Origin of the sequence: Streptomyces sp. PsTaAH-124 (genome assembly GCF_000373685.1) — a bacterium.
GTDB lineage: Bacteria > Actinomycetota > Actinomycetes > Streptomycetales > Streptomycetaceae > Streptomyces > Streptomyces andamanensis.
Genome location: NZ_KB892209.1, coordinates 305,971 through 327,628 on the forward strand (window position 1 = coordinate 305,971; position 21,658 = coordinate 327,628).

Here is a 21,658-nt window from a genome sequence, read left to right on the forward strand (position 1 = left end):
TCATCGCGGAACATGATGACAGTCAGAGCGGTATCGCGGTTTCCCGATCGCCAGGGGGAGAGGAGCATGGAGCGACGAGAGCGATGCCGGGCGCCGACAGGCGCCGGCAGGCGCCGAGAAAGCGACATGTGACGAGTGACGAGTGGAGCACCGTGAAACGCCTGCGCCGGCCGAGTCGGATGCCGATCGACCCGTACATCGTGCTGCTGCTGGCGACGGTGGGCCTGGCCGCGCTGCTGCCGGCCCGCGGGGCCGCCGCGCACGTGGCCTCCGGCGCCTCCACCGCCGCCATCGCGTTCCTCTTCTTCCTGTACGGCGCCCGGCTCTCCACCCGCGAGGCACTCGAAGGAGTGAAGCACTGGCGACTGCACGGCACCGTGCTGGCCTGCACCTTCGTCGCCTTCCCCCTGCTCGGCCTGGCCGCGCGCGGACTGGTCCCGGTCCTGCTCGACCAGCCGCTCTACCAGGGCCTGCTCTTCCTCACCCTCGTCCCGTCGACCATCCAGTCGTCGATCGCCTTCACCTCCATCGCCCGCGGCAACGTGCCCGCCGCGATCTGCGCCGGTTCCTTCTCCTCGCTGATCGGGATCGTGCTGACCCCGCTGCTCGCGGCGGTGCTGCTCGGCAACAGCGGGGCCGGCTTCTCGGCGCACTCGCTGGTGACGATCGTGCTGCAACTGCTCGTGCCGTTCGTCGCGGGGCAACTGCTGCGCCGCTGGATCGGGGGCTTCGTGACCCGGCACAAGAAGGTGCTCGGGCTCGTCGACCGCGGCTCGATCCTGCTCGTCGTCTACACCGCGTTCAGCGAGGGGATGGTGCGCGGCATCTGGCACCAGGTCAGCGCCCTGCGGCTGGGCGGTCTGCTCGTGGTGGAGGCCGCGCTGCTCGCCGCGATGCTCGCCCTGACCTGGTACGGGGCCAGGGCGCTGCGGTTCGGCCGGGGGGACCGCATCGCGATCCAGTTCGCCGGTTCGAAGAAGTCCCTGGCCGCCGGGCTGCCCATGGCAAGCGTCCTGTTCGGCGCGCACGCCTCCCTCGCCGTGCTGCCGCTGATGCTCTTCCACCAGATGCAGCTGATGGTGTGCGCGGTGATCGCCAAGCGCAGGGCGCGCGATCCGGAGGCACGGCAGGGGAACGGCGGCCCGGAGGCACGGGAGGAAAGCGGCGGCCCGGAGGGGCGGGAGGGGAGCAGCGGCCCGGCGGAGGAGCCCGCGCAGTCCTCGGCCCGGGTCGGTACGGCGCCCCGGCCCCGGTGATCCGCCGGGGCGGCCGCTGACCCTCAGGTCCGCCCGGTCAGGGGCGCAGCACCACCTTGCCGAGGTTGCCGCGCGACATGATCGCCTCATGGGCCTTCGCCGCGTCGGGCAGCGCGAACTCGGCGTGCACCACCGGCCGTATCCGCCCCTCCTCGAACAGCCGCCACAGCTCGCGCCGCCACTGCTCGTACAATCCGGGCCGGTCCCGGGCGATCCGGGCCATCTGGAAGCCGATCACCGACTTGGCGCCCACGAGCAGGTCGTACGCCTGGATGGTCCCGCCGCCCGAGCTGTAGGCCACCAGCCGTCCGCCGGGGGAGAGCGCGGCGAGCGCCGGGGTGAGCAGGTCGCCGCCCACCGCGTCCAGGGCGCAGTCGACGGGCTCACCCCAGCTTCCGTCGGTGTAGAGGGCCACCTCGTCGGCGCCGAGGGAGCGCACGAAGTCCGCCTTGGCCGGGCCGGAGACGGCGCCCACGACCCGGCCCGCGCCCCGCACCCGGGCGAGCTGCACCGCGAGGTGCCCCACGCCGCCGGCCGCCGCCGTCACGAGCACCGACTCGCCCGGCTCGGGGCGCGCCGCTACAAGGGCGCCGAGGGCGACCAGGCCGCTGCGGACCAGGGCGACCGCGTCGACGGCCCCGGCGCCCTCGGGAACGGGGGAGGCCATGGCCTCGTGCAGCACCGCGAAGTCGGCGTACCCGTGGCCGAAGCAGAGCCCGGTCACCCGGTCGCCGGGGCGGAAGCGCGTGACGTCCACGCCGACCGCCGCCACCTCACCGGCGATCTCCCCGCCCAGCGGGACCGGCTCGGCGGCCTCGGTGATCTTGCGGACCACGGGCAGGGTGACGCCGACGGCTTCGCAGCGCACCAGGACCTCGTCGCGGCCCGGTTCGGGGACGGGGGTTTCCTCCAGGAACAGGGGGCCACCGGCCGACTCGTAGCGCACGCGTCGCATCGCACCTCCAGGGCGAAAGACTGTTCGAAAGTCGTGGGGGAGCCGAAGTCATTGGGAACCCCAACGGTATCCCTGTTTCATGGGGAAGTCCAACGACTTTTCGCTAAGCTGCGTGGCATGGCCGAAGCCGAAGCTCCCCTCGCCGAGATCCGTTCCCTGCCCAGCTGGCTCCTCGGCCGGGCCGCCGCCCGGGGCCGGGCCCTGGTCGCCGAGGCGCTCGCCGCCGAGGGGCTGAAGATGTGGCACCACGTGGTGCTGTCCGCCGTCCGCGACCTCGCCCCGGTCGCCCAGGCCGACCTCGGCCGCGGTGTGGGGCTGGACCCCAAGGACCTGGTCGGCGTCCTCAACGACCTCCAGGCCGCCGGACTCGTCCTGCGCGAACCCGACCCCGCCGACCGGCGCAAGAACGCGGTTTCCCTCACCGCCGAGGGCAACCGCCTGCTGACCCGCTGCGAGCGGGCGGCCCGCGCGGCCAACGACACCCTGCTGGCGCCGCTGTCCCCGGCCGACCGCGAACGGTTCATGGAGCTGCTGGTCCAGGTGTCGGGGACGCGCGACTGACGGGGGCCGGACCCGGGCGGCCGCGACGGTCCGGACACCGGGTGGGTCCAGACGTAACCGGAGGCCGGAGGCCGGGTTCAGTCCTGGGCCGAGTCGGCGCCCAGGACGATACGGTCCGCACCCGCGTACACGTTCATGGAACCGCCCCGCAGGAAGCCCACCAGGGTCAGCCCGGTCTCCACGGCCAGGTCCACGGCGAGCGAGGACGGCGCCGAGACCGCCGCGAGCACCGGGATGCCCGCCATCACGGCCTTCTGCGCCAGCTCGAAGGAGGCCCGGCCGGACACCAGCAGGACCGTCCGGGACAGGGGCAGGGCGCCGTTCTGGAGGGCCCGGCCGACCAGTTTGTCGACCGCGTTGTGCCGGCCCACGTCCTCCCGTATGTCCAGCAGCTCGCCGTCCTCGGTGAACAGGGCCGCCGCGTGCAGCCCGCCGGTCCGGTCGAAGACCCGCTGGGCCGCGCGCAGCCGGTCGGGCAGGCTCGCCAGGAGGCCGGGCGTCAGGCGCACCGCGGGCTCGTCGGCGATCGGCCAGCGGGCCGTCGTGCGGACCGCGTCCAGGCTGGCCTTGCCGCACAGCCCGCAGGAGGAGGTGGTGTAGACGTTGCGTTCGAGGGTGATGTCGGGCAGGACCACGCCGGGCGCGGTGCGCACGTCCACCACGTTGTACGTGTTGCCGCCGTCCGATGTCGCCCCCGCGCAGTACACGATGTTCCGCAGGTCCGCGGCGGCGGCCAGGACGCCCTCGCTGACCAGGAAGCCCGCGGCCAGCGCGAAGTCGTCGCCGGGGGTGCGCATGGTGATGGCGAGCGGCCGGCCGTCGAGCCGGATCTCCAGGGGCTCCTCGGCCACCAGCGTGTCAGGCCGGGAGGAGACCGCGCCGTCCCGGATGCGGATCACCTTGCGTCGTTCCGTGACTCGTCCCATGTCCTGATCAGTCCCGGTTCTGTCCGTGCGGGTGGCCGTGCCGGCCCTTGCTGCCCAGCTCGCCGCGACCACCGGGCCGACGGACGGCGCGGGCGGCCCCGACCGTCTCATTGTCCAGCACGGTCCTGGCCCATTGTCCTGCACGGCGGGCACCCGGGCCCGGCCCCCTCGACAAGGGCGGCGGAACCCGGGACCTCTGACGGAAGCCCACAAGCGGGGCCCGGGATTCCTGTGCCTTCGCCCTCCGCCGTACCCGCGAGTCACCGAACAGACTGGTGCCTCGACCGCGATCCGTGGGGAACCGCCGGGCGCATCCAGGGGGCGTCCCGGGGTGCGGCCACGGCAGGACCACCACGCACGGCAACGAGGGGACCGCCCACCCATGAACGGCTCACGCATCACCGCCGTAGGCCACTGCCAGCCCGCCCAGGTGCTCACCAACGACGATCTGGCGGCCATGGTGGACACCAGTGACGAGTGGATCACCAGCCGTGTCGGCATCCGTACTCGGCACATCGCGGGACCCGGCGAACCGGTCGACGAACTGGCGGCGCACGCGGCGGCCAAGGCGCTGGCGGCGGCGGGCCGCACGCCCGACGACATCGACCTGGTCCTGGTCGCCACCTCCACGGCCGTGGACCGCTCGCCCAACACCGCCGCCCGCGTCGCGGCCCGCCTCGGCATCCCGGGCCCGGCGGTGATCGACCTCAACGTGGTGTGCGCCGGGTTCACCCACGCCCTGGCCACCGCGGACCACACCGTGCGCGCCGGGGCCGCGCGCCGCGCCCTGGTCATCGGCGCCGACAAGATGTCCGAGGTGACCGACTGGACCGACCGGACGACCTGCGTCCTGGTCGGCGACGGGGCCGGCGCCGCCGTGGTCGAGGCGTGCGCGCCGGGCGAGAGCGCGGGCATCGGACCGGTGCTGTGGGGTTCGGTGCCCGAGATGGGGCACGCGGTACGGATCGAGGGCACGCCCCCGCGGTTCGCGCAGGAGGGGCAGAGCGTCTACCGGTGGGCCACCACGCAGCTGCCGCCACTGGCCCGGCGCACCTGCGAGCGCGCGGGCGTCGCCCCCGAGGAGCTGGCGGCGGTCGTCCTGCACCAGGCGAACCTGCGCATCGTCGAGCCCCTCGCCGCCAGGCTCGGCGCGGTCAACGCGGTGATCGCCCGCGATGTCGCCGAGTCCGGGAACACCTCGGCCGCGAGCATCCCCCTGGCCCTGTCCAAACTGGTCGAACGGGGCGAGGTGAGCACGGGCGACCCCGTACTCCTCTTCGGCTTCGGCGGCAACCTCTCCTACGCGGGCCAGGTCGTCCGCTGCCCCTGACCCGGGCACGGAATACGCAGGTGAAACGCACTCCGAAACCTTGGTATGGTTGTCCATGTCGCCACGGGGAACACCCCGCCGAGCGACAGACACCTGGTCCGGGTGGCGGAATGGCAGACGCGCTAGCTTGAGGTGCTAGTGCCCTTTATCGGGCGTGGGGGTTCAAGTCCCCCCTCGGACACCAGCAGAAACCCCAGTTGATCTGGGGTTTTTCTGTTTCTCCGACTGTGGCGTGACCGACCACGTGACCAACAGTCGAGCGAATCTCCTGGTCAGACCAGGGATGACGGCGTCGAATGGGGCGGCCTCTCTCAGGCGCAGTGCGCATGCATGGCCAGAGACGACCGGCATCCACTGACCTACCGCGTCTACTTCGCTGCCCTGTGGAGGGCGAACCAGATAGGTCACGCCGAGTTCCGCATGGGCGAGCTGGCCGGAATCCTTGTTGGCGATGACGGGGGCATCCTGCCCAGACAGAGCGTCACAAACGCGGTCGGCCGAGCCAAGGCGCTCACCCTCATAGGGCACGACTCAACCGCCCGATGCCTCACCCTGCCCCATCACCGCTTCCAGAAAGGCGGTCGAGGGGGTCGCAGGTCCAGCGTGCACGCCGACGCCACCCCTTGGACACGCGCGGCTTGAACGCTCGCCCACGCGGGCCGACACGCGCCATGTGTACAAACTCCCGAAACGTACACGTCAGGCGTGGCGGAGGGATACGCCCCGTGTGCCGTGGCACATGCCTTGAGCAGGGGAAACGTTCGTCTCCTCTATATCTATGTCAGTGGTTCAAAGCCCTACGAGCCTGGGCCCCTCTCGGGGCCGACATCAGGAAAACCAAGGAAGCTAGTCAGATGGGGTGCTCGGCGCCCCCACGGCTCGAACCCTCTTCGACTCGCAGCAAGGGAGGGCGCGCAGGTTTCAGGAATCCTGGGTGCCAAACGACAGGAACCCGCACGCGCGCCCCTGGATTGTAGGGACGCGCTTACAGGTTGCCAGCCGCTTCCGGGACAGCAGTAGGACACGCGTCACTGAGCCAGTCCTCGACTTTCAGGTCGTGTGCTGCGAGCCAGGCGAGGATCTCGTGCACCGCCGGCTATGGCGCGTCACCCAGACCCTGTCCCGATGACCGCGGCATCCGTGCCGAGGGCGGACATCACCGTCGACGACACCGGCCCGCTCTGGATCAGCTTCCTGCTCCGTCTGCGCAAACAGATCCGCACCGCCGAGCCGGGCGCCGGCGTCCACGTCATCGCCAAGACCAGGCCTCCCGCTCCACCTGCCCGCCTGGTGCCGCATGGCCGGCCACACCTACCTCGGCCCCGCGCCCGGAACCGATCAGTCGGCGTACGCGCTGCAGCCCACCGCCGCGCCCTTGTGGCGGCGAGATCCCGGTGTCGAGAAAGCTCGTCACGTGGGAGGCCAACAAGAGAGGAGGGCAGGTGGCGGCCGGGGATACCGGGCGGATGCGGGCCGCCGAAGGTGTCGCGAGCCGAGCCGCCGTCACGTCAAGGCGTCGACGAGCATCAAGGCGGCCATGGCCAGCAGGACCATGGCGAAAATGCGCTGAAGGTGGGTTGCCGAGACCTTCGCGGCGATGCGCTTGCCGTACCAGGCGCTCAGGATCGCGGTAGCGATGAACGGGCCGATCAGCGCCCAGTCGAGCGAGGCAGCGGTGCCCGAGCGAGTGGCCAGGGAGGCCAGCGAGTTGACCGCGATGACCAGCAGGCTGGTGCCGACCGCGGCGTCCATCTCGAAGGCCAGGACGGTGACCAGGGCGGGGACGGCGAGAAAGCCGCCGCCCACGCCGAGCAGCCCTGTCAGTGCGCCCAGTGCGGCGCCGGCACCGGCCGCCTTGCCCGGCCGTACGCCGCCCTCTTTGAGGCGGGCTGTGCCGGCGGGCCGGAGCATTTTGATGGCGGAGAGGGCGGCTATGGCGGCGAAGGCGACGGTGAGAACGGGTTGGGGCAGCTGGGCGGCGGCGGCTCCGACGGCAGCCGCCGGGAGAACCCCGGCGCCTGCAAACGCCGCTCCCGCCTTCCACCGCACGTGCCCGGCCCGGGCGTGCGCGTACAGGGCGGTCAGGGATGTGGCGGTGACGATGATCAGGCTGGCGGTGGTGGCTGCGGCGGGGGTGAAGCCGAGCAGGTAGATCAGCGCGGGCACCGCCAGAACGCTGCCGCCACCGCCTAGGGCGCCGAGCACCAGGCCGACGACGGCTCCTGCGGTCAGGGCCAGGATCAGGACGGTCATGCTATTCGCCCGCTGTCGCGGGCCACCGGCCCGGTGCCGGTGACGTGCGAGTGGCCCTGTTCGGGGCCGAGTGGGCCGGGACCGTGGCATGAGAGGAACATCGTGTGCCTTCTGCGCAGGTGGAGCAGGGGGTGTCAGGGCCGGGTGATGCTCAGGCCCGTGTCGGCGGCGGCGTCGAAGCCGTCATCGATGGCGACGACCTTTCGTCCGGTCGCCTCCAGGAGGGAAGCGGCGATCGCCGCCCGCATCCCGCCGGCGCAGTGCACCCACACCGTTCCGTCCGGCACCTCGCCGCTCCGGCTATGCAGCTCGTGGAGCGGGATGTGCACGGAGCCCTCGATGAAGCCGTTCGCACGTTCGGAATCCCGGCGCACATCCAGCACCACCACGTCCTCGCCGCGCTCGTGTGCGCCGACGAGGTCGGCGAAGTCGGCACGGGGGAAGGAGACGAGCCGTTCCCCGTGGCGGACCCAGGTGGCGGGATCCCCGGTGGCGGCGGCGGCCAGGCGGTCGATGCCGACCCGGGTCAGCTCGCGTTGCGCGTCGGCGATCTGGGCCGGGGTGTCGCCGAGCAAGGTGACCGACTTGCCCCACGGGATCAGCCAGGCCAGGTAGGTGGCCAGCTTGCCGGTGGCCTCGAAGTTGAACGATCCGGCCACGTGACCGTCGGCGAAGGCGACCCGGTTGCGCAGGTCCACCACCCATTCGCCCGCCGCCAGCCGTTCGGCGATCTGTGCGGCGTCGGCGGGCTCGGGCGGGGTCAGGTCGACGGGCGCGGGGCCGGCGGCGTTGGCCGGGCCCATGTGCGTGTAGTAGGCGGGCACGTTCTCCAGCCCGGCCAGGACCTGCTTGACGAAGGCGTCCGCCTCCAGGGTGAAGGCGTCGTTGCTGGTACGTTCCTGGCCGATCGTGCTCGCATCGCCCTCGGCCTGGGAGGAGGAACAGAAGCTGCCGAAACCGTGCGTGGGCAGTACCGGCACCTCGTCGTCGAGTGCCGCTGCCAAGCGGTGGACGGAGGCGTGCTGCGCTCGGGCCAGTTGCTCGGTCAGTCGCGGGTCCACCAGGTCCGGACGTCCCACGGAGCCGATCAGCAGCGAGCCGCCTGTGAAAGCGGCCACCGCGCGTCCCTTCTCCTCCAGGACGTAGGAGGTGTGGTGCGGGGTGTGGCCCGGGGTGGTTATCGCACGCAGCACCAGGCCCTCGTCCACCTCGGACACGTCCCCGTCCGCGACAGGCGTGCGGGTGAAGGAGACCTGGGCGCCGGCCGGGACGAGGTAGCGGGCGCCGGTGAGGCGGGCCAACTCCAGCCCCCCGGTGACGTAGTCGTTGTGCACGTGCGTCTCCGCCACGTAGGCGATGCGCACTCCTCGCCGGGCGGCGAGGGCGATCACCTGATCGACGTCCCGCGGCGGATCGACCACGACCGCCTCTCTCCGCCCCCCAGCCAGATAACTACGGTTGCCCAGTCCCTCGAACTCCAGGGTGTCGATAAACATGGTGTTGCTCCTCTCCGGGATGGCATACCCGGGTATCTCTGTCTTGCTGAAGGGCCGCCGCAGCTCCGGGAAATTCGCGTCGGCCATTACATAAACGATCACCGCATAGAATGGCGGCAGCGAATTTCCCGAAGACTGCGAGCGGGCGGCGCACCCGGCCGGCCTCATGCCGGCGGAGGTATGCGACGGTTATGTTCCGGTTCTACTTTCGTCAGCCCTCATGCACCGCAACTGCGACGCGATCGGCATTGTTGACCGCGCCTTATCGGCCAGGCATGACGACCGGTAGCCCCGCCGCCTCCCACGCCTCAAGGCCGCCTGCCACGCTGTAGACGGAGGACCGGCCTGCGCGGATCGCCTGCACGCCGCCCTGCGCGCTACGGTTGCCTGTGCGGCAGACGAAGGCCAGTGGGCCGTCAGGCAGATCCGACAGCGACGAGGCCAGCGTGCCGAGCGCGACGTGGACGGCGCCGGCCGGGTGACGCCCCGCCCATTCATCGTCTTCACGGACGTCGACCAGCGTGAGTTCCCCGTCCTCGGCGCGGCGATGCGCCTCGGCAGGAGACAGCTCGGCGGGCGTGCGGCCGTCGCCAGCACCCGGGTCCTGCGCGGGCAGGACCGTACGGATCGCCTCGTAGTTCGAGGCATGGACGACGGCTATCTGCTGTCCCATCATCGGGCAGACGTTCATCGCCTCTTCCCAGTGGCGGGTGGACTCCCATTCCGCCACGTTGACGAGAGAAAATTTGCTCCCCGGAACGATGGTGCGGAACATGTACGTCCGAATGAAACCGGGCTGCGCCGCCATCACCTCCGCGGCACCCTGCCACGCGGCGAGATAAGAGGCCTCCTTCTCCTCGTCGATCTCGATCGGAATGATCACGACGTGGCGATTTTCCATCTGCTGCTTCCTCAGGGATTTCGACCACCGATATGCCGCTCCGAGCCGGAGGTATTCCCAACGAATGCGGGAAAACGAACCAGGCCCTGGGGGTGCCGGCTTTCGGTGGTGAGCCAGAACTGACTGGACGCAGCCTGCACACCCGCGTCATCAAGCAGCGAACCTTCTTGCTGGACCGGCAAGAAGGTCGGTGTGGTCCGGTTGCCGTGAGCCCATCGGGCCCCGTCGGCGATGGGGCGTCGGGGCGTTCTTGCCGGGACAGCATGAACCTTTGCGGCGTCCGTGGCACCGTCGCACGCTGAGGGCATGCGCGAATTCGAGTTGATACGAGATGGTGGACAGCCCTGGGACGTTGTGGTGGTCGGGGGCGGGACCGCCGGCCTGTCCGGGGCTTTGAATCTGGCCCGGGTGCGCCGGTCGGTCCTGGTCATCGACAAGGGCGAGCCCCGCAACGCCCCGGCCGCCGGGGCCCATGGCCTGCTCGGCCGCGAGGGCATCTCTCCCCTGGAGCTGCTGCGGCTCGGGCGCGAGGAAGTCGCCTCGTACGGCGGTCGTGTCGTTTCGGGGCAGGTCGCGGGGATCTCCCAGGACGATGCGGGTTTCTGGGTCGTCACCGAGGGCGGGCAGCGCGTACGCACCCGCAGGGTGCTGGTGACCACTGGTTTGGTCGATGCGCTGCCGGACGTGCCGGGGCTGGCCGAACGGTGGGGGCGGGACGTGCTGCACTGCGTGTACTGCCACGGCTGGGAAGTCCAGGACAAGCTCATCGGGGTGCTCGGCAACTTCCACCAGGCACTGCTGTTCCGCCAGATGTCCAAGGACGTCACACTGTTCCTGCACACCGGAACGACGCTGACCGACGAGCAGTGGGAGCAGCTGGCCGCTCTCGGCGTCAGCGTGGTCGACGGTGCGGCAACCGGGCTTGAGGTCAACGGCCAGGACCAGCTGACGGGCGTGCGGCTGGCGTCAAAAAAGGTGGTGCCGGTCCAGGAACTGGTGGTCGCCCCCCGGTTCCTCGCACGCGCTGGCTTTCTGCGCGACCTGGGCGTGACGATGCAGGAACATCCCATGGGCCTGGGGGAGCAGCTCCGGGTGGACGCCTCCGGGTTCACCGGCGTGCCGGGCGTGTGGGCCGCAGGGAACGTCAGCGATGTGCTGGCCGGGGTTCCGGTTGCAGCGGCAGCCGGAACCACCGCGGCCGCCGCGATCCACATGGACCTGCTGAAGGCCGACGCGGAAGCCGCCGCTCGCGCGGCGAAGAGCGGTGGAGTCTTCAGCGGGGCGATGGAGGCCGAGATCTCGCGGCGGGTGCTGGGCAGCCGTGCACACGGGCTGGGCCCCCTCCCCGACACGAACTGAGCACCGCAATCACCGCAACCGGGTCAGGTGGCGCGGACCCGGAGGTGGGCCCGTTCTCCCTGGCGTCCCAGCAGGATGAGAAGTTCTACCGCCTGGTCGCCGTCGGCGCCGATCCAGTGCGGCACGTGCGTGTCGAACTCCGCGGCCTCGCCCGGCTTGAGGCTCAGGCTCTGCTCGCCCAGCAGCAGCCTGAGCCGTCCGGCGAGCACATAAATCCACTCAAAACCATCGTGGGTCTGCAGCTCGGGCTCGCTGTGGGGCGCGGGTGAAATGAGAAGCTTGTAGGCCTGGGCGCCGCCGGGATCGCTCAGTGGCACCAACGTCATGCCGCCCCGGGTCACCGGGCGCAGGTGAATGCGCGGATCTCCCGTCCGAGGCGCGCCCACGAGGTGGTCGAGCGGCACCGCGTACACCTCGGCAAGTGGAAGCAGCAGCTCCAAAGTCGGCTTGCGGCTGCCGCCCTCCAGACGAGACAGCGTGCTCTCACTGATTCCGGTCCGCTGGCCAAGCTCAGCCAGCGTGATCCCACGCCGGCGCCGCAGCTCCCGCAGACGGGGCCCGACCGCATCCAGAACGTCCCTCTTCGCGCTGTTCACACCCTGATATTGCCCGAGACGTCATGGCCCTTTCCAATTCGAGTTCGAGCAGCAACTGAGCAGTCCGCGACAATGATGTTCGCGCACGGCGAGAGCGAGGCGCAGCATCTCATGCAGCTTGCGCTGCATGGGTTTGCCGATGCCGGTGTCCGCCGCGAACGCAGCGGTGTGCTCGACGACCTCGCGATAGCCGGCGAGCGGCCTTTGCAGATCGTGCCGCCATTCGTCAGTTCGGCGGCTGCGAACGACGGCTGCCCTGCCGACGGGGTGTCGGCCGTACGGGACCCCCGCCCGAGCCTTCAGCTCCCACGGCCTTGGGCAGGAACTAAAGCGCCAGTTGGACATGCTGGCCCGTGCCGACTGCACGCGGGTGTTCTCGGAGAAGATCAGTACCCGCGTGAAGGAGCGGCCGGAACTGGAGAAGGCGTTGGCTCCAGCGCGAGAGATCAAGACGGCTGCGCCGAACCAACCCGTCGTCCTGACCGTGGTAGAGATAAAGCGTCTTGCCCGCAACGCGGCAGAGCTCATGACGTTGTCCTCCACCCTGCAAGCGGACGGCATCCAACTCGAACTCCTCTCCGGCCCCTTGCAGGGTGTGTACGACCCGAACGGGGCGGGTGCCATCGTGTTCGCCGTCCTTGCTGTGGCCGCTGAGGTGGAGCGGGAAGGCATCCGGGAGAAGACGTTGGAGGGGCTGGACACTGCGGCACGCAAGGGCAACCACGGTGGACGCCCCTCCGTCGTGGACGACGACAAGCCAGCCATAGCCCGCGCCCGGCACGCCAAGGGAGAGAGCGTCACGGCCATCGCCAAGGCGCTCGGGATCTCTCGTGCGACTTTGTCCGGCACATCGGTGAGAGCGCCTGAGACGGGCGCACAGCCACGCGGTTACTGAGGTTGAACTCGTGGTGTCGTAGGTGCTGACGGCTCGCGGTCGGCTGCGGTATCACCGGAGCATGCGGTATCCACAAGGGGGCGGGCTGACCCCTGAACGGCAGCAGTCCCGCGAGGAGTTACGGCTCCGGGCGGCCGAGGGGTTCGCCCGGGGTGAGGCGAGTTCGTTGATCGCAAAGGACCTGCGGGTCAGTGTCCGGTCGGTGCAGCGATGGCGGCGGACGTGGGACGAGGACGGTCCGCGAGCCCTGAGATCGCAGGGACCCGCGTCGTTGCCGAGACTGAGTGAGAAGCAGTTCGCGCAGTTGGAAGCGGAGCTGGCCAAAGGGCCGGTCGCGCACGGCTGGGAGGACCAGCGCTGGACACTGGCCAGGGTCAAGACCGTGATCGGCCGACGCTTCCACCTGACCTACACGATCCAGGGCGTGCGCAAGCTCCTGATCCGCAACGGCTGGTCCTGCCAGGTCCCGGCCCGACGCGCCATGGAGCGCAACGACGACGCGGTCGCCGGCTGGGTCAAGGAGGTGTGGCCCTGCGCGGAAGACTCGCGGCGGCCCGTGGAGCCTGGCTCGTGTTCGAGGACGAAGCCGGATTCTCCATGACGCCGCCGCAGGCGAAGACCTGGTCCCAGCGCGGCCGGACCCCGGTGGTGCGGGTCCGCGGCCGCTCCCGCAGGCGGATATCCATCGCCGCGCTGACCTGCTACAAACCCGGCCACCGGTCCCGGCTGATCTACCGGCCGCGCCGGGACGGCGGGCAGCGCGACGGACGCAAGAGCTTCTCCTGGTGCGACTACCGGGACCTGCTGACCGCTGCCCACCAGCAGCTCGGCGGCCCGATTGTCCTCGTCCGGGACAACCTCAACGTCCACAAAGCCGCCGACCTGCGGGAATGGGCGGAAACCCAGGACTGGTTGACCATCTACTACCTGCCGCCCTACGCACCCGACCTCAACCCCGTTGAAGGGATCTGGTCACTCCTGCGACGCGGCTGGCTCTCCAACGTCGCCTTCTCCACTCCCGAACACCTCGTCCAGACCATCCGACGCGGTCTCCGTCACATCCAGTACCGCAGCCACCTCATAGACGGTTGCCTCGCCGAGACCGGCCTGCCCATCAGACCCGCCTGACCCGGCGCGACATCACGAGTTCAACCTCAGTAAACAGGCCCCAACCGCCCCAGCCCACCCCGGTACGTGGTCATGCACGTGGCCGTGCAGACTGGGCGTAGCTCCGTGGTGCCGTCCTGGAAGCCTGACCAGGGACGCAAGCTTCGGAGGAGGGTTGGTCACGTGACCAACGCATGACCGACAGGGGCCTGAGAGGGCCTGAAACAGCAGGAAAGAACAGGGGAGACGCCCGCCGAAATCAAGCCTGCCGACGGGCGTTTCCCCAGGTCAGAGCTGTTGGGAGCTGGTGCCTGAGAGGAGAATTCAAGTCCCCCCTCGGACACCAGCAGAAACCCCAGTTGACCTGGGGTTTTTCTGTTTCCCGGACTGTGGCGCGATGGGCCGGGTGGCGAACAGGCGGAGAGATCCCGGGCCGGACCAGGAGGATCCCAGGCCGGACCAGGGATGGCAGAGCCGCCTCGCGAGTGATGCGTGTTCCCTGGTAGCCGGTGTGTCGGCATCCCTGGGCTGAGTGGGCGTGCTTCTGGACGGGCAGGCGTTCCCGGCCGCCCCGGCCGTCACCGCACCCTGATGACGATCTTGCCGCGTGCGTGGCCCGTGGCGCTGGCGTCGTGGGCCGCGGCGGTGTCCGCGAGGGGGAAGACGGCGTGGAGGGGGACGGTGAGGCGGCCCTGGTCGGCGAGGGCGGCGGCGACGGGCAGGCCGGCCCAGCCCGGTGATGTGCCGGCCTGGGAGCGGGAGAACCGCACGCCGTGCCGCTCGGCGTCGAAGTCGGCGATGGTGACCACGCGCCGCGGGTCACCGGCGATGGCCACCAGTTGGGCGAGGGAGCCCTTGCCGGCCGCGTCGAGCACCACGTCGACGCCGCGCGGGGCCACAGGGGCGATGCGGTCGGCCAGCCCCGCCCCGTAGGTGACCGGGATGACGCCGAACTGCCTGAGGAAGCCGTGGTTGCCCTCGCTTGCGGTGCCGATCACGGTGAGGCCGCGGGCTCGGGCGAGCTGGGCGGTGAGGGTGCCGACGCCTCCGGCGGCGCCCTCGATCAGCAGCGTCATGCCGTCGGCGGCGCCCAGGGCTTCGAGCACGCGCGTGGCCGTGTCGATGTTGCCCGCGGCGCCGCCCGCCTCCTCGAAGGACCACGAGCGGGGCGTGGGTGCCCATGCCTCCAGGACGGCGTACTGGGCCGCGCCGCCGCCCTGGTCCGCGAACGGCACGAGGCCGAAGACCTCGTCCCCGACAGCGGTGCCGGTGACGCCCTCTCCCACCTCGTCGACCGTTCCGGCGGCATCCATGCCGGGGACATGGGGGAGGGCCAGGGGGACGACGTCCCGCAGCATCCCGGAACGCAGGTACCAGTCGGCGGGGGTGACTCCGGTGGCCCGCACGGCGATGCGGACCTGACCGGGTCCGGCGTGCGGCTCCGCGACGTCCTCGACGTGGAGGACGTCGGAGCCGCCGTAGCGGTGGTAGCGCACAGCAAACATGGCGATCTCCCGATGGACCTGATGGACCTGATGGACCTGATGGACCTGATGGGCCCGGGGCCCGGGGCCCGGGGCCCGATGGGCAGGCGGAGCTCGCGCGTTCCCTGTGCGGCGACCGTAGCACTAACCGTTATTGTTTAGGAACCGTTTCTCCTTCGGATTTGGTAGTGTCAGCGCCATGACCGTGCCGACCGGACGCCGCGAACGCAAGAAGGCGGCCACCCGCCAGAAGATCGCCGACACCGCCCTGCGGCTCTTCCTGGAACGCGGATACGACGCGGTGGGCATCCGCGACGTCGCCGCCGAGGCCGACGTGGCCGTCACCACGCTCTTCTCCCACTTCGCCTCCAAAGAGGCCCTGGTGTTCGAGCAGGACGCCGACTTCGAGCAGCGCCTCAAGCGGGCCGTCACCGACCGCGCGCCGGACGCACCGCTGATCCCCGCACTGCGCCGCGAGGTCCACGCCATGGTCCGGCACTGCACGGCGGAGGGCTCCGCCCCGATCTACCGCATGATCGACGAGTCGCGTGCGCTGCGCGAGTACGAGGAGTCGATACGGCTGCGGCACGCGGACTCGCTGGCGGCGGCCATCGCCGCCGATCCCGGTCTGAACCGGTCCGCGATGGCCTGCCGGACGATCGCGAGGTTCGTGATCGACGCCTATGCGCTGGCCCGCGACGCGGCCGACCCGCAGGCCGCCCTGGACGAGATCTTCCCGATGATCGAGGCTGCGTGGGAGGCTGCCTGACCGCCTGAGGGCGGGACGGGGGTGCGGCCGCTCCCGGCCGGAGGCGGGCCGTTCAGCCGCCCTCGGCCCACGGCCGCAGCTTCTCCGGGTTGCGGACGGCCCAGATCCGGGTGACGTGTCCGTCGTGGACGTCGAACGCGGCGACGGTCAGGACGACGCCCGCGCGCCGGGCCACCAGGCCGGGGGTGCCGTTGACGGAGCGTTCCAGGAGTTCGAGTCCCGGGGCCCGGTCGGCGATGGCGATCATGTACTGGGCGATCCGGGCGCCGCCCTCGACCGGGTGCAGGGCGGCACCGGTCACGCCACCGCCGTCGGCGGTCATCACGGCGGCCGGGTCGAGCAGGCCCACGAGGGCGGTGATGTCCTTGGCCTGCCACGCCTCCTTGACCTGCTGTACCGCCTCGGCCCGGCCGGCGGCCGTCGCCGGCGGGCGGGCGGCGCGCACCCGGCGGCGCCCCGAGGCCGCCAGCTGCTTGCACGCCGCGGGCGTCCGGCCGACGATGCGGGCGATCTCGGCGAAGGGGTAGCGGAAGACGTCGTGCAGGACGAACGCCACCCGCTCGGCGGGCGTCATCGACTCCAGGACGACCAGGAAGGCCATGCTCACCGACTCGTCCAGGACCAACTGGTCGGCGGGGTCGGCGGGGTCGGCGGAGCCGTTGCCGGGGCCGCCCCACTCGGTGCGGTCGGGCAGGGGGTCGGGCAGCCATGCGCCCACATAGCGTTCGCGCCGGGCCCGCGCCGAGCCGAGCACGTCCAGGCAGACGCGTCCGGTCACCGTCGTCAGCCAGGCGCCTGGGGAGGCGATCTCCTCCTGCCTGCTCCGCGGCAGCGCGTACCAGCGTGTGTACGCCTCCTGCACGGCGTCCTCGGCCTCGGTCAGTGAACCGAGCAACCGGTAGGCCACATTGATCAGTTGGCGCCGCTCACCGGCCGCCCGGCCGATGCCTGTCCCGGCTGTCCCCATGCCCCGCCGCCTCCTCGCCTTACCTTTCGCGGGCCCGCGTCGTCGGGTTGGTGAGACCTTATCGATCTACTGCCCTCCGGGGCGGAAAAGGGGGGACCGTCACATGGCCACCCAGGCGACGGCACGACACGGCATCTCGTTCCTGCGGTTCGCGATCGCCGTGCAGACCCTGACCATCTTTCTGCAAGCAGTCTCCGCGGGATTGCTGCTGACCGCGTCCTACGGCGAGACGCTGCACAGCGTCGGCGCCCGCGTGATGTACGGGGCGTCGATGCTGTACGTCCTCGCGGCGATACTGGCGTGGAAGCCGGGCGGCGGCTCGACCCGGCCCATCTGGCAGGCGACCGGGTTCCTCGTCCTCGCCTCCGTCCAGGTCGTCCTCGGGATCGCGCACGTGCCGTCGGTCCATCTGCCCCTCGGCGTCGCGATGTTCGGGCTGAGCGTCCTGGCGCTGAGCAAGCGCTGAGCCGCTCTCAGAGCGCGCCCGCCGCGTCGACGAGCCGGGCCAGGGCCTCGCCCAGCGCCTCCACGCCGGAGGCGTCGGCGGGGCCGCCCGGTTCGCTCATGTACACGTCCCGCCGGATCTCGATCATCAGCGCGGCGACCCGCCGGTCGGTCCCGTAGTACTTCAGCGGTACGTATGTGCCCCGGAAGGGACTGTCGATCCCGACCCCGCCGCCCCGACCGCCGCGATCGCCGCCGCTCCCGTTCGCCGTTCCCGGCGCGTCTCCCGGCTCCGCGAACTCCGCGAAGGCGCGCCCGGCCAGGCCCAGCAGTTCGGCGGAGGTGTGGAAACCGTCGCTGCCCAGGCAGATCGCGGGCCGCGGGCCGTCGCCGTGCAGTTCGTAGGGGAGCCGTTCGGTCGGGTACGAGTGCACGTCGATGATCACCGCCCGGCCCACGGCCGCCAGCCGTCCGGCGACCGCATCGGTCATGGCGGCGGCGTACGGACGGAAGTACCGCTCGACGAGCGGGCGTGAGTCGTACGCCGCCGGGCGCAGCGGCGCCCCGTGCGTGGTCCGCGTGTACACCGCGCCCATGCCGACCGACAGCATCTCCTCGCGTTCGTCGGGGAACCGCTCCGGGTCGGTCACCAGGCGCGAGAGCCGGTTCACGAACCGCCAGGGCCGCACCGCGCAGCGCGCCGCCGCGACCGCCGCGATCTCCTCGGTGTGGGCGTCGGTGATGTGGTCCAGTTCGCGGGCGAGGGCGGCGTCGTCCAGCGTGATGCCGCGCCGTACGTCCGCCGGGACGACCCGTGAGGAGTGCGGGACGTGGAGGATGACGGGGGAGCCGGGCGCGCCGGGAAGGTACGCGAAGGAGGGCCGCGCCGACGTCCCGCTGCTGTGCACTGCCGCCGCCTTCGCGTGTTCGCGTTCCCGTACGTCCGTGTGACCGGCCGTCCCGGCCTCCCGCCGTCAAGGATCGTACGCCGTACGGGCCGAGCCGGTGCCGCACCGCGGAACCAGGACCCCGCGCACGGTCCTGAACACCTTCTCCCGAAACACTGCCCCTCCGCATCAGCATCCGCATTTGGCATGGACCTGATCTATCCGCGCCGCTACCCTCTCCCGTGCACCACCTTTGAGAGCGCTCTCACTCCCCGCATGCCCTTCCGCTCCACCCCCACCGTCACCGGGGCGGGTGCCCCGTCGTGACCGGAACGACGAAAGGCAGCAATCCACATGAGACGCACCACACTTCTGCGCGCCGCCCTGTCCGCGGCGCTCATCCTGACGGTCGGCGCGGGTCTGGCCGGTGGTCAGGCGACCGCCGCCACCCCGCCGTCGGCCGGCTCGGGCGCCGCGGCCGACGCCCCCGCTTCCGCGGCCCTCGTCACCGCCCTCCAGCACGACCTGCACCTGACGAAGTCCCAGGCCACCGCACGTCTCGCCGCCGAGACCACGGCGCGCACCGTCGAGCAGGCGGCACGCAAGGCCGCCGGACCGGCGTACGGCGGCTCGTGGTTCGACGCGCGGCGCGACACGCTGGTGGTCGCCCTCGCCGACGACACCCACCGCGCCGCCGTCGAGGCGACCGGCGCCGAGGTCACCCGTGTCCGGCACACCGAACATCAACTGGACGCCACGAAGGCGAAGTTGGACAAGCTCAAGGCGCCCGAGGGCGTGAGCAGCTGGCACGTCGATCCGCGCTCCAGCTCGGTCGCCGTCACCGTGGTCTCCTCACACCGGGGCGACAACGATGTCAAGGCGTTCCTCGACCGGGCCCGCGCCGCCGGTCCCGTGACCGTGAGCGAGACCGCGCAGGCCCCGCGCACGCTGGCCGCCGGAACCGTGGGCGGCGACCCGTACTACACGGGCAACGTCCGCTGCTCCATCGGCTTCTCGGTGTACGGCGGCTTCGTCACCGCCGGGCACTGCGGGCATCCCAGCATGGGCGTCAACGGCTGGGACGGCTCGTACATCGGCACCTTCCAGGGCTCCTCGTTCCCCGACAACGACTACGCCTGGGTCAGCGTCGGCAGCGGCTGGTGGACGGTGCCGGTCGTCCTCGGCTGGGGCACCGTCTCCGACCAGCTGGTCCGCGGCTCGGCCGAGGCGCCCATCGGCGCGTCGATCTGCCGCTCCGGTTCCACGTCGCACTGGCACTGCGGCACCGTCCTCGCCAAGAACGAGACCGTCAACTACAGCGAGGGCGCCGTCCACCAGATGACCAAGACCAACGTCTGCGCCGAACCCGGCGACTCCGGCGGCTCCTTCATCAGCGGCGACCAGGCCCAGGGCGTCACCTCCGGCGGCTGGGGCAATTGCAGCTCGGGCGGCGAGACCTGGTACCAGCCGGTCAACGAGATCCTCGGACGCTACGGGCTGACGCTGCACACGGCGTGAGGCGCCGCCCCCCGTCCGCCGACCGGGCGCCCGTGCGCCACGGGACATGACGTGACATGTGGTGCCGTACCGGCCGCACTCCGGGCCGGTACGGTACTGCGCCGGGTGTGGACGCGCATGGCCGCGACCCGGGCGGGGCAGGAAAGGGCCGTTCCGAGGGGCTGCTGCCGAATCCCCTTCCCGACGTCCTCGGTGTGCCTTTCCTTCCGGTCTTTCCGGTCTTTCCGGTCTTTTCGGTTCCTTCCGGTTCTCTCCAGGCGGTGCGGATTGAAGAAGAGAGTGTGCGGTGCCGGTGTCGTGCTCGGTGTTCTCGTCGCGTTCGGCGCGCTGCCCGCGCAGACGTCCACGGCCGCGCCGCCCGGTACGCGGGCCGGTGCGGGGCACAGCCTGTGGGCGCTGCCGCTGGGGCCCGCCGGGCTGACCGAGACCCGTACGACGACGACCCTCCAGCCGGGCGTCACCCTGACCCGGATCGTGCGCGGCGAGGCCGACCCGGCGCTGCGCTGGACGGTCGAGGTGTCCATCCCCGGCGGGCCGGGTTCGCCGGACCCGGACGCGCCGCCGGCCGTCCTCAAGGACGAGAAGAGCGCGGGCGAACTGGCGGACGGTCTGCGGCGGGCCGGGTTCGCCGCCCGCGTGGAGCGGGTCGTGACGCCGAGCACGGCCGACTACGCGGGCGGCACGCTCGGCCGGCGGGTGCGCGTCGGCTCGTTCGGCAGCGAGTCCGCGGCGACGGCGGAACGCGCCCGTCTCAAGGCGGCCGGGTACACCGGCTCCGCCGTCTACACCGGCTGGGACGGCGACTCCTCGGCGCGCGGCCCGTGGCACGTCGACGTCCTCACCATCGACCCGCGCCGGTTCCACGGCGGCCTGCGCGCCTCCTACGGCCCGGACCTGGAGAACCGCGAGACCACCAGCGCGCTGTCCGGCGCCGCGGGCGCGACCGCGGCGGTCAACGCCGGGTTCTTCGTCCTGGATCCCGCGGCGGGCGCCCCGGGCGACCCGGCCGGTGTGGGCATGTACGGCGGGCGGCTGCTGAGCGAGCCGGTCGCCGGGCGTCCCGGCCTGGTCGTCCACGGCGACGGCCGGGGGACCGAGATCACCCGGTTCACCTGGCGGGGCCGGGTCGCCGGGCAGTACGCCTCGCTGGCGCTGAGCGGCATCAACCGGGTCCCGGGCCTGATCAGGAACTGCGGCGGCAGACCGGGCGACCTTCCCACCTCCGCGCCGCTGCACGACGTCACCTGCACCAACCCCGACGAACTCGTCGCCTTCACCGGTGACTTCGCCGGGCGGACCCCGCAGGGAGCGGGCGCCGAGGCCGTGCTGGACGCCCGGGGCCGGGTCGTCGAGGTGCGCTCGCCGCGCGGCGGACCGCTCCCGGCCGGCGGCGGCTCGGTCCAGGCGACCGGCCGGCGCGTCGCCGAACTCACCCGGCTCGCCCGCCCCGGCGAGCACCTGCGGGTGACCACCGACCTGCTGGACCGGCGGGGGCTCCGCGTCTCCTCCTCGCCCGGCACCGCCACCGGCCACGGCACCGCCACCGGCCATGGCCACGGCACCAGCATCGTCAACGGCGGGCCCGAACTGGTCCGCGACGGCAGGCTCCACGTCACCCCCGCCACCGACGGCATGGTGCACCCCGACGATCCGAGCTGGTACTACGGGTGGGTGCACAAGCGCAACCCGCGCACCCTCGCCGGGGTGGACGCGGACGGCCGTACGGTGCTGGTCACCGCGGACGGACGCAGCACCGCCGCACTCGGACTCAGCATCACCGAGAGCGCCGCGGTCGCCAGGGCGCTCGGGCTGCGCGACGCGGTCAACCTCGACGGCGGCGGCTCGACCACGATGGCCGTCGGCGGCACCGTACTCAACGATCCCTCGGACGCCACCGGCGAACGGCCCGTGGGGGACGCCCTGTTGATCCTGCCGCGCCGGGACTGACCGCTCC

Annotated in this window: 19 protein-coding genes and 1 tRNA gene; 11 read left to right on the top strand and 9 right to left on the bottom strand. The window is 71.4% G+C overall.

All coding sequences use genetic code 11. From position 1 onward, the window contains the following. Positions 1 to 179: 179 nt before the first annotated feature. The gene (locus B086_RS41760) at positions 180 to 1,256 is read left to right on the top strand and encodes a bile acid:sodium symporter family protein (RefSeq protein ID WP_018571782.1); all 1,077 of its coding nucleotides are present in this window, start codon (positions 180 to 182) and stop codon (positions 1,254 to 1,256) included. Positions 1,257 to 1,293: 37 nt separating this feature from the next. On the opposite strand, the gene B086_RS0138525 is transcribed toward B086_RS41760, so the two are convergent. Beyond that, positions 1,294 to 2,211: a quinone oxidoreductase family protein gene (locus B086_RS0138525; protein ID WP_018571783.1), complete on the bottom strand. Its 918-nt coding sequence runs from the start codon at positions 2,209 to 2,211 to the stop codon at positions 1,294 to 1,296. A gap of 117 nt (positions 2,212 to 2,328) precedes the next feature. Between B086_RS0138525 and B086_RS0138530 the strand changes: the two genes are divergently transcribed. After that, positions 2,329 to 2,772, top strand: a complete 444-nt coding sequence (locus B086_RS0138530) for a MarR family winged helix-turn-helix transcriptional regulator (protein ID WP_018571784.1) — start codon at positions 2,329 to 2,331, stop codon at positions 2,770 to 2,772. Positions 2,773 to 2,849: 77 nt separating this feature from the next. Here the strand turns inward: B086_RS0138530 and fdhD are convergent, their stop codons facing one another. Beyond that, positions 2,850 to 3,698 carry a formate dehydrogenase accessory sulfurtransferase FdhD gene (gene fdhD / locus B086_RS0138535; protein WP_026253218.1) on the bottom strand — a complete coding sequence of 283 codons (849 nt, stop codon included), beginning with the start codon at positions 3,696 to 3,698 and terminating at the stop codon, positions 2,850 to 2,852. A gap of 382 nt (positions 3,699 to 4,080) precedes the next feature. Between fdhD and B086_RS0138540 the strand changes: the two genes are divergently transcribed. Further along, entirely contained in the window at positions 4,081 to 5,028 is a 948-nt protein-coding gene (locus B086_RS0138540) for a beta-ketoacyl-ACP synthase III (protein WP_018571786.1), read from the top strand. Positions 5,029 to 5,124: 96 nt separating this feature from the next. Next, a tRNA-Leu gene (locus tag B086_RS0138545) sits at positions 5,125 to 5,212 on the top strand. A 1,319-nt stretch (positions 5,213 to 6,531) separates the two neighbouring features. On the opposite strand, the gene B086_RS0138555 is transcribed toward B086_RS0138545, so the two are convergent. The 3 genes from B086_RS0138555 to B086_RS43525 all read right to left on the bottom strand — a co-directional run bounded on the left by B086_RS0138555 (position 6,532) and on the right by B086_RS43525 (position 9,678). Further along, positions 6,532 to 7,281 carry a sulfite exporter TauE/SafE family protein gene (locus tag B086_RS0138555; RefSeq protein ID WP_018571788.1) on the bottom strand — a complete coding sequence of 250 codons (750 nt, stop codon included), beginning with the start codon at positions 7,279 to 7,281 and terminating at the stop codon, positions 6,532 to 6,534. 134 nt (positions 7,282 to 7,415) lie between these two features. Next, positions 7,416 to 8,777 carry an MBL fold metallo-hydrolase gene (locus tag B086_RS0138560; RefSeq protein ID WP_037874635.1) on the bottom strand — a complete coding sequence of 454 codons (1,362 nt, stop codon included), beginning with the start codon at positions 8,775 to 8,777 and terminating at the stop codon, positions 7,416 to 7,418. Positions 8,778 to 9,039: 262 nt separating this feature from the next. Next, positions 9,040 to 9,678, bottom strand: a complete 639-nt coding sequence (locus B086_RS43525) for a rhodanese-like domain-containing protein (RefSeq protein ID WP_018571790.1) — start codon at positions 9,676 to 9,678, stop codon at positions 9,040 to 9,042. A 306-nt stretch (positions 9,679 to 9,984) separates the two neighbouring features. On the opposite strand from B086_RS43525, the gene B086_RS0138570 reads away from it, so the two are divergent. Beyond that, positions 9,985 to 11,037, top strand: a complete 1,053-nt coding sequence (locus B086_RS0138570) for an NAD(P)/FAD-dependent oxidoreductase (protein ID WP_018571791.1) — start codon at positions 9,985 to 9,987, stop codon at positions 11,035 to 11,037. A 23-nt stretch (positions 11,038 to 11,060) separates the two neighbouring features. On the opposite strand, the gene B086_RS0138575 is transcribed toward B086_RS0138570, so the two are convergent. Beyond that, positions 11,061 to 11,633, bottom strand: a complete 573-nt coding sequence (locus B086_RS0138575; protein WP_018571792.1) for a helix-turn-helix domain-containing protein — start codon at positions 11,631 to 11,633, stop codon at positions 11,061 to 11,063. 256 nt (positions 11,634 to 11,889) lie between these two features. Between B086_RS0138575 and B086_RS41770 the strand changes: the two genes are divergently transcribed. Together B086_RS41770 and B086_RS46325 are read left to right on the top strand one after the other, a co-directional pair. Continuing rightward, positions 11,890 to 12,528 (top strand): recombinase family protein, encoded by a 639-nt coding sequence (locus B086_RS41770; protein WP_267880905.1) that lies wholly within the window; start codon positions 11,890 to 11,892, stop codon positions 12,526 to 12,528. 61 nt (positions 12,529 to 12,589) lie between these two features. Next, positions 12,590 to 13,656 (top strand): IS630 family transposase gene (locus tag B086_RS46325; protein ID WP_420712620.1). Its coding sequence is split into 2 segments (ribosomal slippage): positions 12,590 to 13,033 and positions 13,036 to 13,656, totalling 1,065 coding nucleotides; the frame shifts between segments, so codons are not numbered across the junction. A 557-nt stretch (positions 13,657 to 14,213) separates the two neighbouring features. Here B086_RS46325 and B086_RS0138595 read toward each other — a convergent pair. After that, a complete protein-coding gene (locus B086_RS0138595; protein WP_026253220.1) occupies positions 14,214 to 15,140 on the bottom strand; it encodes an NADP-dependent oxidoreductase in 927 nt (308 codons plus the stop codon). 178 nt (positions 15,141 to 15,318) lie between these two features. Between B086_RS0138595 and B086_RS0138605 the strand changes: the two genes are divergently transcribed. Continuing rightward, entirely contained in the window at positions 15,319 to 15,888 is a 570-nt protein-coding gene (locus tag B086_RS0138605; RefSeq protein ID WP_018571798.1) for a TetR/AcrR family transcriptional regulator, read from the top strand. A 52-nt stretch (positions 15,889 to 15,940) separates the two neighbouring features. Here B086_RS0138605 and sigJ read toward each other — a convergent pair whose 3' ends face one another. After that, positions 15,941 to 16,855: an RNA polymerase sigma factor SigJ gene (sigJ, locus tag B086_RS0138610; RefSeq protein WP_018571799.1), complete on the bottom strand. Its 915-nt coding sequence runs from the start codon at positions 16,853 to 16,855 to the stop codon at positions 15,941 to 15,943. A gap of 103 nt (positions 16,856 to 16,958) precedes the next feature. On the opposite strand from sigJ, the gene B086_RS0138615 reads away from it, so the two are divergent. Beyond that, a complete protein-coding gene (locus B086_RS0138615; protein WP_018571800.1) occupies positions 16,959 to 17,321 on the top strand; it encodes a hypothetical protein in 363 nt (120 codons plus the stop codon). 7 nt (positions 17,322 to 17,328) lie between these two features. On the opposite strand, the gene B086_RS0138620 is transcribed toward B086_RS0138615, so the two are convergent. Further along, positions 17,329 to 18,207, bottom strand: coding sequence for an N-formylglutamate amidohydrolase (locus B086_RS0138620; RefSeq protein WP_018571801.1), 879 nt, complete (start codon positions 18,205 to 18,207; stop codon positions 17,329 to 17,331). A gap of 333 nt (positions 18,208 to 18,540) precedes the next feature. Between B086_RS0138620 and B086_RS0138625 the strand changes: the two genes are divergently transcribed. After that, positions 18,541 to 19,704, top strand: coding sequence for a S1 family peptidase (locus B086_RS0138625; protein WP_018571802.1), 1,164 nt, complete (start codon positions 18,541 to 18,543; stop codon positions 19,702 to 19,704). Between the two features lie 267 nt (positions 19,705 to 19,971). Beyond that, the gene (locus tag B086_RS0138630; RefSeq protein ID WP_026253221.1) at positions 19,972 to 21,651 is read left to right on the top strand and encodes a phosphodiester glycosidase family protein; all 1,680 of its coding nucleotides are present in this window, start codon (positions 19,972 to 19,974) and stop codon (positions 21,649 to 21,651) included. Positions 21,652 to 21,658: the final 7 nt, after the last annotated feature.

What these genes read in the sequence shown, in the direction of transcription:
- B086_RS0138625 (WP_018571802.1), top strand. Translation starts at nt 18,541, where the DNA reads ATGAGACGCACCACACTTCTGCGCGCCGCCCTGTCCGCGGCGCTCATC.
- sigJ (WP_018571799.1), bottom strand. Translation starts at nt 16,855, where the DNA reads ATGGGGACAGCCGGGACAGGCATCGGCCGGGCGGCCGGTGAGCGGCGC.
- B086_RS0138560 (WP_037874635.1), bottom strand. Translation starts at nt 8,777, where the DNA reads ATGTTTATCGACACCCTGGAGTTCGAGGGACTGGGCAACCGTAGTTAT.
- B086_RS0138615 (WP_018571800.1), top strand. Translation starts at nt 16,959, where the DNA reads ATGGCCACCCAGGCGACGGCACGACACGGCATCTCGTTCCTGCGGTTC.
- B086_RS0138530 (WP_018571784.1), top strand. Translation starts at nt 2,329, where the DNA reads ATGGCCGAAGCCGAAGCTCCCCTCGCCGAGATCCGTTCCCTGCCCAGC.
- B086_RS41760 (WP_018571782.1), top strand. Translation starts at nt 180, where the DNA reads ATGCCGATCGACCCGTACATCGTGCTGCTGCTGGCGACGGTGGGCCTG.
- fdhD (WP_026253218.1), bottom strand. Translation starts at nt 3,698, where the DNA reads ATGGGACGAGTCACGGAACGACGCAAGGTGATCCGCATCCGGGACGGC.
- B086_RS0138605 (WP_018571798.1), top strand. Translation starts at nt 15,319, where the DNA reads ATGACCGTGCCGACCGGACGCCGCGAACGCAAGAAGGCGGCCACCCGC.
- B086_RS0138555 (WP_018571788.1), bottom strand. Translation starts at nt 7,281, where the DNA reads ATGACCGTCCTGATCCTGGCCCTGACCGCAGGAGCCGTCGTCGGCCTG.
- B086_RS43525 (WP_018571790.1), bottom strand. Translation starts at nt 9,678, where the DNA reads ATGGAAAATCGCCACGTCGTGATCATTCCGATCGAGATCGACGAGGAG.
- B086_RS0138525 (WP_018571783.1), bottom strand. Translation starts at nt 2,211, where the DNA reads ATGCGACGCGTGCGCTACGAGTCGGCCGGTGGCCCCCTGTTCCTGGAG.
- B086_RS0138595 (WP_026253220.1), bottom strand. Translation starts at nt 15,140, where the DNA reads ATGTTTGCTGTGCGCTACCACCGCTACGGCGGCTCCGACGTCCTCCAC.
- B086_RS0138570 (WP_018571791.1), top strand. Translation starts at nt 9,985, where the DNA reads ATGCGCGAATTCGAGTTGATACGAGATGGTGGACAGCCCTGGGACGTT.
- B086_RS0138540 (WP_018571786.1), top strand. Translation starts at nt 4,081, where the DNA reads ATGAACGGCTCACGCATCACCGCCGTAGGCCACTGCCAGCCCGCCCAG.